The organism is Vibrio fortis (genome assembly GCF_024347475.1).
Taxonomy (GTDB): Bacteria; Pseudomonadota; Gammaproteobacteria; order Enterobacterales; family Vibrionaceae; genus Vibrio; species Vibrio fortis.
On record NZ_AP025487.1, the window covers coordinates 888,883 to 904,102 of the forward strand.

The following is a 15,220-nucleotide window of genomic DNA, read 5'->3' on the forward strand; positions in this document are numbered from 1 at the left end:
AGATGAAGGACGAACTTCAGAAGCTTTGTGAACTAGATCAACAAATTATGGCTAAGTTCGAAATAAGTGAAATTAATACTGAAGAAATAATGGCGCTTGTCGATAACAGAGAACAGTTGTTGCAAAACGTGCTTCATTTACTGGATTCACACCCCGACGTTAAGCAAAGTTCGGAATGGTATGACGCCATTACGAGAACAAGAAAATTGGTTGAATTGATGCAAACGGAAACGACACGAGTCGGCAAAGACTTACAGAAGTACCGTCACGGAAACAAATCAGTTCAACAGTATAAAAAGTTTTTATAAAAGAGGTTTACTATGCGCGGTTCTTTACAGGCATATAAAAAGGTATCAGTGGATAGTCAGCTTACTGCTGCCTCACCCCATAAAATTGTTCAAATGTTGATGGCAGGCGCTATCGAGCGTCTTATTCAAGGCAAGGCGGCGATGCAAGCAGGCAACATTCCTGTGAAGGGTGAGCGTCTGGGTAAGGCGTTGGACATCATTATTAGCCTTCGTAGCTGTCTATCAATGGACGATGGCGGTGACATCGCGAAAAACCTAGATCAACTTTATGAATTTATGATCACTCAAATTTCTGCGGCGAATCACAAAAATGATCCTCAACCGATTGATGACGTGATTGATATCATTCGCGAGATTAAGAGCGCTTGGGACCAGATCCCGAATGAATATCACAATTTAACCTCTGCAGAAGTGGGTATTTAGAGCAAATTCAAAGTTCTAACCAACGTCACATGAGTTAATTGGTTGGTTGCCTTATTTTTTTAATCAAATAAAATAGAAGCCATTAGATAGCCTAATGGCTTTTTTTCGTTGCTGATTTTCATAATTTGTCTATCGTTAATCTTATCAATGATACTTTTTTCTGTTTTATAGATTACGTTGCTTAATGTTTTCCGCATCACACCAATAATAAAGGCAATACATCCTACTTATGCAAGGTTTGTCAAAACTGCTTGTCGTAGACGATAATGCTCAAGAGCGTCACAATTTAAGCACAATATTAGAGTTTGTAGGAGAGGGCTGCGAAGTTGTCAGCTCTGAACAAGCACACAAGGTCGACTGGTCTCAACAGTGGGCTGGGTGCATTATTGGCTCTATTAAGGGCAACGGCTTCACTTCTTTACTCAATGAACAGCTGATCAACGCTAACCATATTCCCCTGTTAGTGATGGGCAAGCACAACTATTCTGTGGACGAGTTAACCAACTATGTTGGTGAGCTTGAGCTGCCACTCAATTACCCACAACTCAGTGATGCATTAAGGCATTGCAAAGACTTCTTAGGCCGTAAGGGCGTTAACGTCGTCTCATCAGCACGTAAAAATACTCTGTTTCGTAGCCTAGTAGGACAAAGCTCTGGTATTCAGGAGGTACGTCACCTCATCGAGCAGGTCTCTTCAACTGAAGCAAATGTACTGATTTTAGGTGAGTCTGGTACGGGTAAAGAGGTTGTGGCACGTAATATCCACTACCACTCAAAACGTCGCAGTGGGCCTTTCGTTCCTGTGAACTGTGGTGCCATTCCGCCAGACTTGCTAGAGAGTGAGCTCTTTGGTCACGAGAAAGGGGCATTCACTGGGGCAATTACTGCACGTAAAGGCCGTTTTGAACTCGCCGAAGGCGGTACTCTATTTCTTGATGAAGTTGGCGATATGCCAATGGCGATGCAGGTAAAATTGCTGCGCGTATTGCAAGAGCGCTGTTTTGAACGTGTAGGTGGCAACGCGACACTTCAAGCCAATGTGCGTGTTATTGCGGCGACACACCGTAATCTTGAAAGCATGATCGATGACGAAGCGTTCCGTGAGGATCTCTACTATCGATTGAATGTGTTCCCAATTGAGATGCCAGCACTTCAAGAACGCAAAGAAGATATCCCACTGCTGTTACAAGAGCTGATGACACGCATGGAAGCGGAAGGCAGCATGCCGATCTGCTTTACTCCGCGTGCTGTTAACTCTTTGATGGAGCATGACTGGCCGGGTAACGTTCGCGAGTTGGCGAATCTTGTTGAGCGCATGGTTATTCTGTATCCAAACAGCTTGGTCGATGTCAATCATCTGCCTACTAAGTATCGCTACAGTGACATTCCTGAATTCCAACCAGAGTTTAATAGCTTTGTATCGGAAGAAGAGCAAGAGCGTGATGCATTAGCGGATCTATTCTCTGAAGATTTCAGTTTTGATCAACAAGATGACCTAAATGACAACGCCAATGCTCCTCAAGAGTTGCCGCCAGAAGGCGTAAACTTGAAAGAGCTGCTTGCTGATTTGGAAGTTAATATGATCAATCAAGCGCTAGAAGCACAAGGTGGCGTGGTTGCTCGTGCCGCAGACATGTTGGGTATGCGACGTACAACCCTTGTTGAGAAAATGCGCAAATACAATCTGCAGCGATAAATCTTCCTGATTAGGGTAGAACAGAGTGAACCCTGATCTACCTTTTAATCAGAGATAGCCGAGTTGTTGACGGCTTAACTATGTGATAAATATAGCGAATAGCCTGATGTGTGTGGTGCATGTCAGGCTATTCTAGTATTTGAGGCCAATTTTTTATATGCACGTATCTGACGAACCAGAAAACCAATCACACCTAGACTCTGTTGAGCAGCAAGTTGAGCGATACAAGCAAGTACTCGATGTGATGCCTGCTGGCGTAATCTTGTTGGATACTCATGGTGAGGTAAGAGAGGCGAACCCTGAGGCGCATCGCATCTTAGGTGTTGAGCTGGTGGGGGAGAAGTGGTTCTCTGTTATCCAGAGTGCGTTTGATCCTAAAGATGACGATGGTCATGAAATCTCGCTAAAAAATGGCCGTAAGGTTCGTTTGGCGATCTCAGCATCAGCGACTGGTCAGCTTATTTTAATTACCGATCTGACAGAAACACGACTACTTCAAGCTCGTGTCAGTGATCTTCAAAGACTCTCTTCATTGGGCAGAATGGTGGCCTCTTTGGCACACCAAGTGCGCACGCCATTGTCCAGTGCGATGCTCTATGCTTCTAATTTAGCCGCGCCAAACTTGCCACCTGCCACAAAAACGCGCTTTCAAACTAAGCTTATGGATAGACTGCATGACCTAGAGAAGCAGGTTAATGATATGCTGTTGTTCGCTAAAGGTGGTGATAATAAAGTCGTGAAGCCGTTTACTGTTTCAGAATTGATCGCTGAATATCAGCCGATGGTCGAGACAGCGCTCAAGACCAACAACATCGACTATTTCCAAGAAGTCGAAGGTGAAGAGACGCAAATGTTTGGCAATGCCAACGCCATCGCTTCTGCTTTAAGTAATCTGGTTCTCAATGCTGTACAGATTGCCGGTAAAGAGTCACAAATCGATGTGTTTTTCCGACCAGTAAATGGTGAGCTTAAGATCTCGGTTCAAGATAGTGGGCCGGGTGTACCGAAAGAGCTACAAGGAAAAATCATGGAGCCGTTTTTCACCACGCGCTCACAAGGCACAGGGCTTGGTTTAGCGGTGGTACAGATGGTGTGCCGCGCTCACGAAGGGCGATTAGAATTAATATCAGAAGAGGGCGATGGCGCATGCTTTACGATGTGTTTACCATTAGAACGCGCCTCTACTGCTGAAAGTATTTAAGTTTTAACTGAATTTACACTGGAGAATCACATGGCTCAAAGCAAAGTGTTAATCGTAGAAGACGATGAAGGCCTACGTGAAGCCTTAGTCGATACACTCGCGCTCGCTGGCTACGAATGGCTAGAAGCGGATTGCGCGGAAGATGCTCTGGTCAAGTTAAAGTCTAACTCTGTTGACATCGTGGTGTCCGACGTTCAAATGGCGGGAATGGGCGGTTTGGCACTGCTTAGAAACATCAAACAGAACTGGCCAAATCTACCAGTACTACTGATGACTGCTTACGCAAACATTGAAGATGCCGTTGCCGCGATGAAAGAAGGCGCGATTGATTACATGGCTAAGCCATTCGCACCAGAAGTTCTGTTGAACATGGTGAGCCGCTATGCGCCTGTTAAGTCAGATGATAACGGTGATGCAGTCGTTGCTGATGAAAAGAGCCTGAAGCTACTGATGCTGGCCGACAAGGTGGCAAAAACTGATGCCAATGTGATGGTTTTAGGACCAAGTGGTTCGGGCAAAGAGGTGATGTCGCGCTACATCCACAATGCGTCAAACCGTAAAGATGGCCCGTTCGTTGCCATCAACTGTGCTGCGATTCCAGATAACATGCTAGAAGCGACACTGTTTGGCTATGAAAAAGGCGCGTTCACCGGTGCGATTCAAGCATGTCCAGGTAAGTTTGAACAAGCGCAGGGCGGTACGATTTTGCTGGATGAGATCAGTGAGATGGATCTTAACCTTCAGGCGAAGCTGTTACGCGTGCTGCAAGAGCGTGAGGTTGAACGCCTTGGTAGCCGTAAGAGCATCAAGCTAGATGTACGAGTGTTGGCGACCAGTAACCGCGATTTAAAACAGTATGTCTCGGAAGGTAACTTCCGTGAAGACTTGTATTACCGTCTCAATGTGTTCCCAATTTCTTGGCCACCACTGTGTGAACGAAAGGGAGATATTGAGCCACTGGCTAAGCATCTTATTGAGCGTCACTGCACTAAGTTGGGCATGCCGGTACCGACCATTTCTGCCGAAGCTATCAGTAAACTGGTGAGCTACCCGTGGCCAGGAAATGTACGAGAATTAGACAATGTGGTACAGCGTGCGCTAATATTGAGCGAGCAAGCTAACATCTCTGGCGAGCATATTTTGCTTGAAGGCGTAGATTGGCAAGATGCTAGTAGCTTACAACAGATCGTTGAAGGCAACGATGTGGCGACACCAGAAGTTAAACCGATTGCCGAAGCCAACCCAGTGACTAAAGTCTCTTCGGCCGGCGAGGGATTGGGCAATGAGCTGCGTGATCAAGAGTACGCAATTATTCTTGAGACATTGATTGCCTGTAATGGCCGCCGTAAAGATATGGCCGAAAAATTGGGCATTAGCCCACGTACTCTGCGCTACAAACTGGCGAAAATGCGTGATGCTGGGATAGATATCCCAAACTAGGAAGCGATTAATTCTGCATTCAATGCAGACATAGAGTACGATATTTAATCACCCTGCCACTGCCTTTTTATAGACAGTGGCACATTAATTGCTCTATCAATAGTACAGCAACAAAGAAAGTCATAATTTTGACTCTGAGGTAGTAAATGAGAATAGATGGTTTACAAGGTGAGATGCAGGCAATGATGGTGGAAGCTGCAAACACGCGTCCGGCTGCGACTGGACAAACGGTGGGTGCAGATTTCGGCAATATGTTGACGCAAGCCATCAACAACGTGAACTCGTTACAGAAAACCTCAGGGGATCTTCAAACCCGTTTTGATAGCGGTGACGAGAGTGTTTCGCTCTCCGACGTAATGATTGCTCGAAATAAATCTAGTGTGGCTTTTGAAGCGACGATTCAGATCAGAAACAAACTGGTTGAGTCGTATAAAGAGCTTATGAATATGCCGGTATAGTGTTAGGTAGTAGATAGTGGCAGAAAATAGTCAAACAACAGATTTAGCCGTTAGTGATGCGAATGACCATGCACTCGTTGCAGGGGCAGACGTGGACAACGAAGGGCAAAATCCTGATCTAGGCGAGCGCAGCTCATCAAAGTTCGACATGGCGGTGGGTGATCTTGATCTCCTGCGTCAAGTCGTACTCGTTCTCTCGATCTCTATTTGTGTAGCGCTCATTGTGATGCTGTTTTTCTGGGTGAAAGAGCCTGAAATGCGTCCATTAGGTGCTTACGAGACCGAAGAATTGATCCCTGTGCTGGATTATTTGGATCAGCAAAAAATTCAATACTCATTAGAGGGCAACACCATCTCGGTTCCGGCCAGTGAATACAACTCACTGAAGCTGGACATGGTGCGTGCTGGCTTAAACCAAGAGAAGAACGCAGGCGACGATATCCTAATGCAGGATATGGGCTTTGGTGTTTCTCAACGTCTTGAACAAGAGCGCTTAAAGTTAAGTCGTGAGCGTCAGCTGGCGAAAGCGATTGAGCAGATGAAACAAGTGCGTAAGGCGCAAGTACTGTTAGCGCTACCAAAACAGAGCGTATTTGTTCGTCATAATCAAGAAGCATCGGCGTCGGTATTTTTGACGCTTAAAACGGGCACGAACCTCAAGCAGCAAGAAGTGGATTCTGTTGTGGACATGGTAGCGAGCGCCGTACCTGGAATGAAAACGTCACGCATTACTGTGACCGATCAACATGGTCGCTTGCTGAGTTCAGGCTCTCAAGACCCAGCCTCAGCGGCTCGCCGTAAAGAGCATGAGTTGGAGCGAAACCAAGAGCAGGCTCTACGTGAAAAGATTGATTCAGTACTGATCCCGATTCTTGGTTTTGGTAACTACACAGCGCAAGTAGATATTCAGCTTGATTTCAGCGCTGTGGAGCAGACTCGCAAGCGTTTTGATCCGAATACTCCGGCTACACGCAGTGAGTACACGCTAGAAGATTACAACAACGGTAGTACCGTAGCAGGTGTTCCGGGTGCGTTAAGCAATCAACCGCCAGCGGATGCATCGATTCCACAAGATGTGGCGCAAATGAAAGATGGCTCTTTAATGGGGCAAGGTTCAGTTCATAAAGAGGCAACGCGCAACTTTGAACTGGATACCACCATCAGTCATGAGCGCAAACAGAGCGGCACGGTGAATCGTCAAACAGTGTCGGTTGCGATTAAAAACCGTCAATCTGTGAATCCAGATACTGGAGAGGTGGTTCATACACCACTGAGCGAATCAGAAATTAATGCCATTAGACAAGTGCTCATCGGTACGGTTGGCTTTGACGAAGGTCGTGGTGACTTATTGAACGTATTGAGTGTTCAATTCGCACCGCAGGTTACTGATGTTATGCCAGATGTACCGATTTGGGATCACCCGAACTTCAACGATTGGGTTCGTTGGTTTGCAAGTGCACTCGTGATCATTGTTGTCGTTCTTGTACTGGTTCGCCCAGCGATGAAGAAACTGCTTAACCCAGCAGAAGACGAAGATGACCAAGCATACGGCCCTGATGGATTACCAATTGGCGCTGATGGCGAAACGAGCCTGATTGGCAGCGATATTGAAGGTGGTGAACTGTTTGAGTTTGGCTCAAGCATTGACCTACCAAACCTTCATAAAGATGAAGATGTATTGAAAGCAGTACGTGCTCTGGTAGCGAATGAACCAGAGCTAGCGGCTCAAGTAGTTAAGAATTGGATGGCAGATGGCTAACGAAATTGTTCCACAAGGTGAAGGTGGAGAAGTAGCAGAAGTTGCGAACATTGATATCGCATCGATTTCTGGTGACGAGCGCGCGGCGATCTTGTTGTTAAGTCTTAACGAAGAAGATGCCGCAGGTATTATTCGCCACCTAGAACCTAAACAGGTTCAGCGTGTGGGTAGTGCTATGGCGCGTGCCGCAGACCTTTCTCAAGAGAAAGTAGGCGCAGTGCACCGCGCTTTCCTGGATGACATTCAGAAGTACACCAACATTGGTATGGGCAGCGAAGACTTTATGCGTAATGCGCTGGTGGCTGCTCTGGGTGAAGACAAAGCGAATAACCTTGTTGATCAAATCCTTCTGGGTACAGGGTCGAAAGGTCTCGATTCATTGAAGTGGATGGATCCTCGTCAGGTAGCGAGCATCATTATCAATGAGCACCCGCAGATCCAGACGATTGTACTTTCGTACTTGGAAGCGGATCAGTCTGCAGAAATTTTGTCTCAGTTCCCTGAGCGTGTTCGCCTAGACTTGATGATGCGTATTGCGAACCTTGAAGAAGTTCAACCTTCAGCACTGGCTGAGTTGAACGAAATCATGGAGAAACAGTTTGCGGGTCAAGCAGGTGCGCAAGCGGCCAAGATTGGCGGCCTGAAGGCAGCTGCAGAGATCATGAACTACATGGACAACAACGTCGAGGGCGTGTTGATGGATCAAATCCGCGACCAAGACGAAGACATGGCAACTCAGATTCAAGACCTTATGTTCGTCTTCGAGAACCTTATCGAAGTCGACGACCAAGGTGTTCAGAAGTTGCTGCGTGATGTACCACAAGACGTTCTACAGAAAGCCCTTAAAGGTGCTGATGAAGGTCTGCGTGAGAAGATCTTCAAGAACATGTCTAAACGTGCTGCCGATATGATGAGAGACGATATTGAGGCGATGCCGCCAGTGAAAGTTTCGGATGTTGAAGCAGCTCAGAAAGAGATCTTGGGCATTGCGAGGAAAATGGCCGACAGTGGCGAGATTATGCTGTCTGGTGGTGCCGACGAGTTCCTATAAGTTAGAAACGACTAAGCCCCACACTGATGGGGCTTTTCTTTATCGAATTCATTGTTATTTTTCGTTTGCATAAACAGTGCGCAAGAACGGTTTCTTCTTGCCGGCTTCTCAATGGCTCATCAAGTTCTAAACTCTATGAGTTGAAGTATGATTATGTGGACTATTGGTCTATTTGATAGGTATTTAATATGTCAGGTGATAGAAAGCGCGGCTTTTTTCGTCCCGATGAGGACAACACGGTAGCGGAACCTCAGAAATGGGGGCTGCCTGATTACACGTCTGATACGCACCAGCAAGCGAAAGAGACGGCTTTCAACTACGACCCAAGTTGGATGCCAACGGTTGAAGAAGCGATTGAAGATGAAGAGCTTGTGTTGACCGAAGAGCAGATCGAGCTGATTAAGCAGGGTGCTTATCAAGAAGGTCTGCATCAAGGTCAGGAAGCGGGCTTCAAGCAGGGTTATGAAAAAGGCAAAGAAGAAGGTTTTGCTGCAGGTCATGCGGAAGGTACTGAAGCGGGTAAGCTTGAGGGTGTGACGGCTGGCCAAGAGTACATCCAACAACAAGTTGCTATTTTCATGGGTCTTGCCAATCAGTTTGCTCAACCACTGGAGCTGATGAATGCTCAAGTCGAAAAGCAGTTAGTCGATATGGTACTGACTATGGTTAAAGAGGTTGTGCATGTTGAAGTGCAGACCAACCCTCAGATCATTCTTGATACGGTTAAAGAGTCGGTCGAGTCGCTGCCTATTTCAGGTCATGCGATAACGCTGAAGTTGCATCCTGAAGATGTGACCATCATTCGCTCCGCCTATGGCGAAACAGAATTAGACTGCCGTAATTGGACGCTAGTTGCCGAGCCGGCACTGAATCGTGGCGATGTACAGATCGAAGCGGGTGAATCGAGCGTGAACTATCGAATGGAAGATCGCGTGCGTCAGGTTATCCAAAATTTTTGTGGCGTGAATCGTCATCAAGGTAACGAATAGTGTTAGCGCTTGCAGAACGTCTTGGTCAATACAAGGTAGAAGGCCTGAAATCTCGACCAATCGCGTCGGGTAAACTCGTTCGTGTGGTTGGATTAACCTTGGAAGCTACGGGATGTAAAGCGCCGATTGGTAGTTTATGCCTAGTTGAAACCATGTCTGGTCATATGGAAGCTGAGGTAGTGGGCTTTTCAGGCGATAATCTTTTCTTAATGCCGAGTGAACAGATTACCGGCATCTTACCTGGAGCTCGCGTTACACCAATGACCAGTGAGAGTGGCATTCCTGTCGGGATGGAACTGCTTGGTCGAGTGATTGACGGTGTAGGCAATCCGCTAGATGGACTTGGACCACTTTATACTGAAAACCGCGCTTCATTTAACGCCGAACCTATTAATCCGTTGGCTCGTAAGCCGATTTCAGAACCACTGGATGTTGGCTTAAAAGCAATCAACGGCCTTCTTACCGTGGGTAAAGGTCAACGTATTGGTCTGTTTGCGGGTTCAGGTGTGGGTAAATCGGTGACGCTTGGAATGATGACCAGAGGTACGACTGCTCAAGTCGTCGTTGTGGGTTTGATTGGTGAGCGTGGACGAGAAGTTAAAGAGTTTATTGAAGAGATTCTAGGTGAGGATGGCCGCAAGCGTTCTGTTGTCGTAGCTGCACCTGCCGATGCTTCACCTTTGATGCGTCTTAAAGGCTGTCAAACAGCGCTTACAGTGGCTGAATACTTCCGCGACCAAGGTCTAGATGTCCTGCTATTAATGGATTCACTCACGCGTTTTGCGCAAGCTCAGCGTGAGATTGCCCTGTCTGTAGGTGAACCGCCAGCAACCAAAGGTTATCCGCCATCGGTGTTTGCTAAGCTGCCAGCTTTGGTAGAACGTGCGGGTAATGGCAGTGATGAGCAAGGCTCGATTACCGCTTTCTTTACCGTCTTAACCGAAGGTGATGATCTTCAAGACCCAATTGCCGATGCGTCACGAGCCATTCTTGATGGTCACGTTGTTCTGTCCCGTGAAATGGCTGATGCCGGTCACTATCCTGCGATTGATGTAGAGAAGTCAGTGAGTCGTGTTATGCCACAGATCACGTCAGAAGAGCATGTCTTGATGTCGAAAGCGGTAAGACAGGTACTGTCGATTTGTCGTAAGAACCAAGATTTGGTCTCTATTGGTGCTTATAAACCGGGTACCGATCCAGCGATTGATAGTGCCTTTACCCTTAAGCCTAAACTTGATGAATATCTACAGCAGAAAATGAAAGAGACCGTCCCTTACGATATGTGTGTCAACATGTTGAAACACGTGTTGGGGGGCTAAGAGCATGGCTACGTATGATAAACAGGCTGGCTGCTGATGGATAACGCACTTGAGTTCTTGCTAGAGCAAGCAAAAGAGAAAGAGAATCAAGCGGTGTTGGCACTCAACAAAGCCAACGCAGAGCTGCAAGGCTATTACGAACAAGTCGCGCAGATCGAGAAGTACCGTTTGGACTACTGCCAGCAGTTAGTGGATCGTGGCAAAGCGGGGCTAACGGCTAGCCAATACGGCCACTTGAATCGATTCTTGACTCAGCTTGACGATACATTATCCAAACAGAAAGAGGCAGAAGGACACTTTAAAAGCCAAGTCGATAACTGCCAAGAGTATTGGATGGAATTGCGTAAACAACGCAAGTCGTACGAATGGTTAATGGAAAAGAAGCAAAAAGAAAAAGCGAAGCTGCAAGACCAACGCGAGCAGAAACAGATGGATGAGTTTTCAACTCTGCTATATAGCCGCCAACGTCGCTAATTTTTCCCTCAATCTCACACTTTATTGACCTTTCTCACAGTATTGTTTTCTCAGGCATGTTTTTTGCTTCATTAGTTCTGTTATTACGCTCTTGAGCCTATAGGGCTCGGAGCTTCACTTTCTTTTTGCCGTCCCATAGCTTTTGCCGGTCATTGCTTTTGGCGTCAAAGCGAGTAGATAGAGCTTGTATATATGAATGTTAGTCCTTCTTCAAATTCAGTCACTAGCAAAGCCACGTCACTGCTGGAGCCAAGCGGTTCTTCAGCGCAAGCGAGTGAAGGTGTTGAATCTAAAGGTTTCTTCGCGTCCCTCAAAGATGCGCTCGGTCTTGGCGAAGAAGTAAAAGCCGAGACAGGTAAAGCGAGCAAAAACAGTGACTCAGTTGAGGCGGAGAAAAGCGTTTCAGACTCCGGTGATGCAGCGAAGTCTGATAAATCAGCCGATACAGCGAAGAAGGTAGATAGCGAGGAGCAGTCTTATGGCTCAACGCCTGTGTCACAGAGCGAAGATGCGATTTTAGAAAGCGAGAGCGAAAAAAGCACGACAGCTGATGATAAGCAGGTAAAAGAGAGCCAAACTGCTTCTAACAATGCTACAGCCACTGAGCGTGGCGCCCAGAAAGCACCCGTAGATGGTGAGGCTACATCAGCTAAAGCACAAGTGCCTGCTGAGAAGAAGCCGGTAGAAGAAGGGGTTAAGCCCCAATCAAAAGCTTTAGCGAACACCCCTGACTCACAGCCGTCAGACCCTAAAGCGGCTGATGCTACTAAGGCATCTGCAGCAATGAGCGAAGGCAATAAACTGCTTGGTCAATTGGATGAGGCAAATAAAACCTTACAAGCACCGCCAAACGGCAAAGCTTTGCCTCAAGATGCAGCGACACCTGTGACAGGCTTCAACGCACAGTCTTCACAAGCAATTAAGGCCGACTTGGCATCTAATACGAACCCTTTGAATGGGCAAGTGACTCAATCTGTATCGACTGATGCGTCCATTGACTCCCTGCAACCTCAGGATATGGCAATGATCAATGCGGGTGTCTCGGCCGGTGTAGCTAGCAACGAATTGGCGGTGGCGTCCGATGTTGTGTCCAAAGCGAATGCAACGGAAGTTCAAGCTTCCCAGCAGTTGGCGGCACTAGAACAAAAAGTGGCAATGATGACTAATGGTGTTCCTGTCTCTCAATTAGATCAAGCTCAAGTTCAGCAGTTGATGCAGCAAGGTGTGACGCCACAACAGATCGAACAGTTGGTAATAGCAGAGCAAAAGTCTGCAAGCTCTACTCAACCACAAACGCTAACGCAGGCTGAATTAGAATTGGCGGCGGAAGTAGAAATGCATACTCAAGCCATCAACCAATTAAACACTCAAATTGAAGCGACCGAAGTGGTGGTCAGTGAGCTAGAGAGCAAGCAACTGCGTGGCGAAACGCTCTCTGATAGTGAAAAAGAAACGTTAGCGAAAGCATCGTCTGAATTAGTCGTGTTGCAACAACAGCGTACACAATTGACCGAACAGGCGACTCAGCTTTATAGCCAAGCACCAGCAACGATTAATTGGGATGCGCCATTGGAGTCGTCAGAAATGACGTCTGATGGAGTTGAGGAGTGGGCAGCTACGGCCGCGGTGGCAGCAGGAGCGACTCAACATGCGATGCAACAGAATGTGGCAGCAGATAAAGCTCAAGCAGCACTCGCTCAGTCAAACCAAGCTCAATCGGTTCAGATGCAACAGGCTCAACAAGCTGCAGCCCAACAAGCGTCCAATGCGTCAACGGCGCAGGCTTCAGCTCAAGCATCATCTTCAGATATTAACCTTGCAGCTGCACAAAATGTCGCTGCTAATCCAATGGGTACGGAGATGCTTGCTGCGAAGGCTGGTTCTAAGGACGCCATTCTAAAAGCTGGTGCGGGAGCAGCCGCGCTGGCTGGATTAGGGCGAACGACGGGTAAAGAAGAAAATAAAGAGAGCAGTTTTGCACAGCAGATAGCTTCTGCAGCAGGCGCGCAAGGCACCACACCAGTAAGTTCGGCTCCGACGCGAGCAGAAATTCAAGCTGCGCAGCAAGCGCCGCTTCAGTTGACCAAAGAGCTTGCCAATGAGCAAGTGGCCGAAAAAGTTCAAATGATGATGTCCAAGAACTTGAAGAATTTGGATATCCGATTGGATCCACCAGAGCTTGGTCAGCTAAAAATCCGCATGACAATGAATAATGACATCGCGAATGTTCACTTTACCGTGACCAACCAGCAAGCGCGAGACGTGATTGAACAGACGTTGCCAAGATTGCGTGAGATGCTCGCTCAGCAAGGAATGCAGCTGGCGGGTTCATCTGTACAACAACAAAGTACAGGGCAGGGACAAGATCGCTACAACAGTGGTGAAGGTGGCGGACAATCAGGCTCAGGAAGTGCAAATGATGGGCAAGGTGACGAAAACCTTGATAACAGCAGCAATCTTGAATTGAATGTCGCGTCAAAGCGTGATGGAATTAGTTATTACGCCTAATATTAGGTGCACATCAGACAGCTAGATGTTTTTAACGAAGAATTAGAGATAAGCATGGCAGAAGAACAAGAAGCACCCAAAGGCAAAAGTAAATTACTGATCATTATTATTGCAGTTGTCGTGTTGCTACTGGGTGGTGGTGGCGCAGCATTTTTCTTAATGGGCTCGGATGACAGCGCCGCTGAATCTGAAGCTCAAGCGCAGGCACCAGTGACTGCTGCCGAGCCAGTTGCTTATGTCAATATTCCCCAGCCGTTCCTATTTAATGTCTCAGGAGACAAAAAGGATCGCCTGGTACAGATCAAAGCACAGCTGATGGTCCGTGGTACTAAGAATGAAGAGTTGGCACGTTACCACTCTCCGTTAGTGGAAAGCACCCTGTTGGCAACGTTTGCTTCAGCTACGGTAGATCAACTGCGCTCTCCAACAGGACGCATTGAGCTACGAGATAAAGCGACAGAAGACATCAAGGCGAGCCTAACTCAGGCCGTTGGGCAACCTGTTATTGAAAAAGTGTTATTCACTGACTTTGTAATTCAGTAGGTAATCTGTGACCGATTTATTAAGCCAAGACGAAATTGATGCGCTGTTACACGGCGTAGATGATGTTGAAGAGGTAGAAGAAGTCTTAGAGACGGAGTCGGACAATGCCGTCAACTTCGACTTCTCCTCTCAAGATCGAATCGTCCGTGGTCGAATGCCGACCCTTGAACTTATTAACGAGCGTTTTGCGCGCCACATGCGTATCAGCTTGTTTAATATGTTGAGGAAAACGGCAGAAGTCTCGATTAACGGCGTACAAATGATGAAGTTTGGTGAATACCAAAATACGTTGTACGTACCAACCAGTCTTAACATGGTGCGCTTTAGACCGTTAAAAGGTACAGCGCTTATCACCATGGAAGCACGTTTAGTGTTTATTCTGGTAGAGAACTTCTTTGGTGGTGATGGTCGATTCCACGCCAAGATTGAAGGTCGTGAATTTACCCCGACTGAGCGTCGAATTATCCAGCTTCTTCTCAAGATCGTGTTTGAGGACTACAAAGAAGCCTGGTCGCCAGTGATGGGTGTTGAGTTTGAATATCTAGACTCAGAAGTAAACCCAAGCATGGCAAACATCGTGAGCCCGACAGAGGTGATCGTAGTAAGCTCATTCCATATTGAAGTGGACGGCGGTGGCGGTGACTTCCACGTTGTGATGCCATACTCCATGGTAGAGCCAATCCGTGAATTGCTCGATGCCGGTGTTCAATCCGATAAGATGGAAACCGACGTTCGTTGGAGCACGGCTCTGCGTGATGAAATCATGGATGTACCAGTGAACTTCCGCGTAAACCTTCTAGAGCAAGATATCTCTTTACGCGACCTCATGGAGCTGCGTCCAGGTGATGTTATCCCAATGGACATGCCAGAGCATGCGACTATGTTTGTTGAAGAACTCCCAACATATCGCGTGAAAATGGGGCGCTCTGGAGAGAAGCTAGCGGTTCAAATCTCTGAGAAGATTGAACGACCACACGTGGTTAAAACAGACCTTGCATTCTTAGGTAAAGACTTGATGTCTGAGCTTGAGAATGATGAAGACAACGAATAA

Annotated in this window: 14 protein-coding genes; all 14 read left to right on the top strand. The window is 47.1% G+C overall.

Annotated features, from left to right (window positions below; translation table 11 throughout):
* Positions 1 to 2 precede the first annotated feature (2 nt).
* Positions 3 to 308, top strand: a complete 306-nt coding sequence (locus OCV50_RS04030; RefSeq protein ID WP_261903761.1) for a flagellar protein FliT — start codon at positions 3 to 5, stop codon at positions 306 to 308.
* A gap of 12 nt (positions 309 to 320) precedes the next feature.
* Positions 321 to 731 (top strand): flagellar export chaperone FliS, encoded by a 411-nt coding sequence (fliS, locus tag OCV50_RS04035; protein ID WP_008218262.1) that lies wholly within the window; start codon positions 321 to 323, stop codon positions 729 to 731.
* A gap of 229 nt (positions 732 to 960) precedes the next feature.
* Positions 961 to 2,427: a sigma-54 dependent transcriptional regulator gene (locus tag OCV50_RS04040; protein ID WP_239842561.1), complete on the top strand. Its 1,467-nt coding sequence runs from the start codon at positions 961 to 963 to the stop codon at positions 2,425 to 2,427.
* Positions 2,428 to 2,584: 157 nt separating this feature from the next.
* Positions 2,585 to 3,628, top strand: coding sequence for a sensor histidine kinase (locus tag OCV50_RS04045; protein WP_261903762.1), 1,044 nt, complete (start codon positions 2,585 to 2,587; stop codon positions 3,626 to 3,628).
* A 30-nt stretch (positions 3,629 to 3,658) separates the two neighbouring features.
* Positions 3,659 to 5,068 carry a sigma-54-dependent transcriptional regulator gene (locus OCV50_RS04050; protein ID WP_261903763.1) on the top strand — a complete coding sequence of 470 codons (1,410 nt, stop codon included), beginning with the start codon at positions 3,659 to 3,661 and terminating at the stop codon, positions 5,066 to 5,068.
* A gap of 146 nt (positions 5,069 to 5,214) precedes the next feature.
* Positions 5,215 to 5,526, top strand: coding sequence for a flagellar hook-basal body complex protein FliE (gene fliE / locus OCV50_RS04055; protein ID WP_032549664.1), 312 nt, complete (start codon positions 5,215 to 5,217; stop codon positions 5,524 to 5,526).
* 16 nt (positions 5,527 to 5,542) lie between these two features.
* Positions 5,543 to 7,285, top strand: a complete 1,743-nt coding sequence (gene fliF / locus OCV50_RS04060; protein WP_261903764.1) for a flagellar basal-body MS-ring/collar protein FliF — start codon at positions 5,543 to 5,545, stop codon at positions 7,283 to 7,285.
* Positions 7,278 to 8,336 carry a flagellar motor switch protein FliG gene (gene fliG / locus OCV50_RS04065; protein ID WP_239842557.1) on the top strand — a complete coding sequence of 353 codons (1,059 nt, stop codon included), beginning with the start codon at positions 7,278 to 7,280 and terminating at the stop codon, positions 8,334 to 8,336. The genes fliF and fliG overlap by 8 nt, the downstream gene beginning before the upstream one ends.
* 188 nt (positions 8,337 to 8,524) lie before the next feature.
* Positions 8,525 to 9,325 carry a flagellar assembly protein FliH gene (fliH, locus tag OCV50_RS04070; RefSeq protein WP_032549660.1) on the top strand — a complete coding sequence of 267 codons (801 nt, stop codon included), beginning with the start codon at positions 8,525 to 8,527 and terminating at the stop codon, positions 9,323 to 9,325.
* Positions 9,325 to 10,644, top strand: coding sequence for a flagellar protein export ATPase FliI (gene fliI / locus OCV50_RS04075; RefSeq protein ID WP_150871439.1), 1,320 nt, complete (start codon positions 9,325 to 9,327; stop codon positions 10,642 to 10,644). The genes fliH and fliI overlap by 1 nt, the downstream gene beginning before the upstream one ends.
* A 36-nt stretch (positions 10,645 to 10,680) precedes the next feature.
* The gene (fliJ, locus tag OCV50_RS04080; protein WP_032549657.1) at positions 10,681 to 11,118 is read left to right on the top strand and encodes a flagellar export protein FliJ; all 438 of its coding nucleotides are present in this window, start codon (positions 10,681 to 10,683) and stop codon (positions 11,116 to 11,118) included.
* Between the two features lie 192 nt (positions 11,119 to 11,310).
* Complete coding sequence (locus OCV50_RS04085) at positions 11,311 to 13,626, top strand: flagellar hook-length control protein FliK (RefSeq protein WP_261903765.1); 2,316 nt, start codon at positions 11,311 to 11,313, stop codon at positions 13,624 to 13,626.
* 54 nt (positions 13,627 to 13,680) lie between these two features.
* Positions 13,681 to 14,169, top strand: a complete 489-nt coding sequence (fliL, locus tag OCV50_RS04090) for a flagellar basal body-associated protein FliL (protein WP_239842554.1) — start codon at positions 13,681 to 13,683, stop codon at positions 14,167 to 14,169.
* Between the two features lie 7 nt (positions 14,170 to 14,176).
* Entirely contained in the window at positions 14,177 to 15,220 is a 1,044-nt protein-coding gene (fliM, locus tag OCV50_RS04095; RefSeq protein ID WP_032549655.1) for a flagellar motor switch protein FliM, read from the top strand.

Excerpts from the sequence above, each read along its gene's own strand:
- OCV50_RS04030 (WP_261903761.1), top strand. The coding sequence starts at position 3 with ATGAAGGACGAACTTCAGAAGCTTTGTGAACTAGATCAACAAATTATG.
- fliS (WP_008218262.1), top strand. The coding sequence starts at position 321 with ATGCGCGGTTCTTTACAGGCATATAAAAAGGTATCAGTGGATAGTCAG.
- OCV50_RS04040 (WP_239842561.1), top strand. The coding sequence starts at position 961 with ATGCAAGGTTTGTCAAAACTGCTTGTCGTAGACGATAATGCTCAAGAG.
- OCV50_RS04045 (WP_261903762.1), top strand. The coding sequence starts at position 2,585 with ATGCACGTATCTGACGAACCAGAAAACCAATCACACCTAGACTCTGTT.
- OCV50_RS04050 (WP_261903763.1), top strand. The coding sequence starts at position 3,659 with ATGGCTCAAAGCAAAGTGTTAATCGTAGAAGACGATGAAGGCCTACGT.
- fliE (WP_032549664.1), top strand. The coding sequence starts at position 5,215 with ATGAGAATAGATGGTTTACAAGGTGAGATGCAGGCAATGATGGTGGAA.
- fliG (WP_239842557.1), top strand. The coding sequence starts at position 7,278 with ATGGCTAACGAAATTGTTCCACAAGGTGAAGGTGGAGAAGTAGCAGAA.
- fliH (WP_032549660.1), top strand. The coding sequence starts at position 8,525 with ATGTCAGGTGATAGAAAGCGCGGCTTTTTTCGTCCCGATGAGGACAAC.
- fliJ (WP_032549657.1), top strand. The coding sequence starts at position 10,681 with ATGGATAACGCACTTGAGTTCTTGCTAGAGCAAGCAAAAGAGAAAGAG.
- OCV50_RS04085 (WP_261903765.1), top strand. The coding sequence starts at position 11,311 with ATGAATGTTAGTCCTTCTTCAAATTCAGTCACTAGCAAAGCCACGTCA.
- fliL (WP_239842554.1), top strand. The coding sequence starts at position 13,681 with ATGGCAGAAGAACAAGAAGCACCCAAAGGCAAAAGTAAATTACTGATC.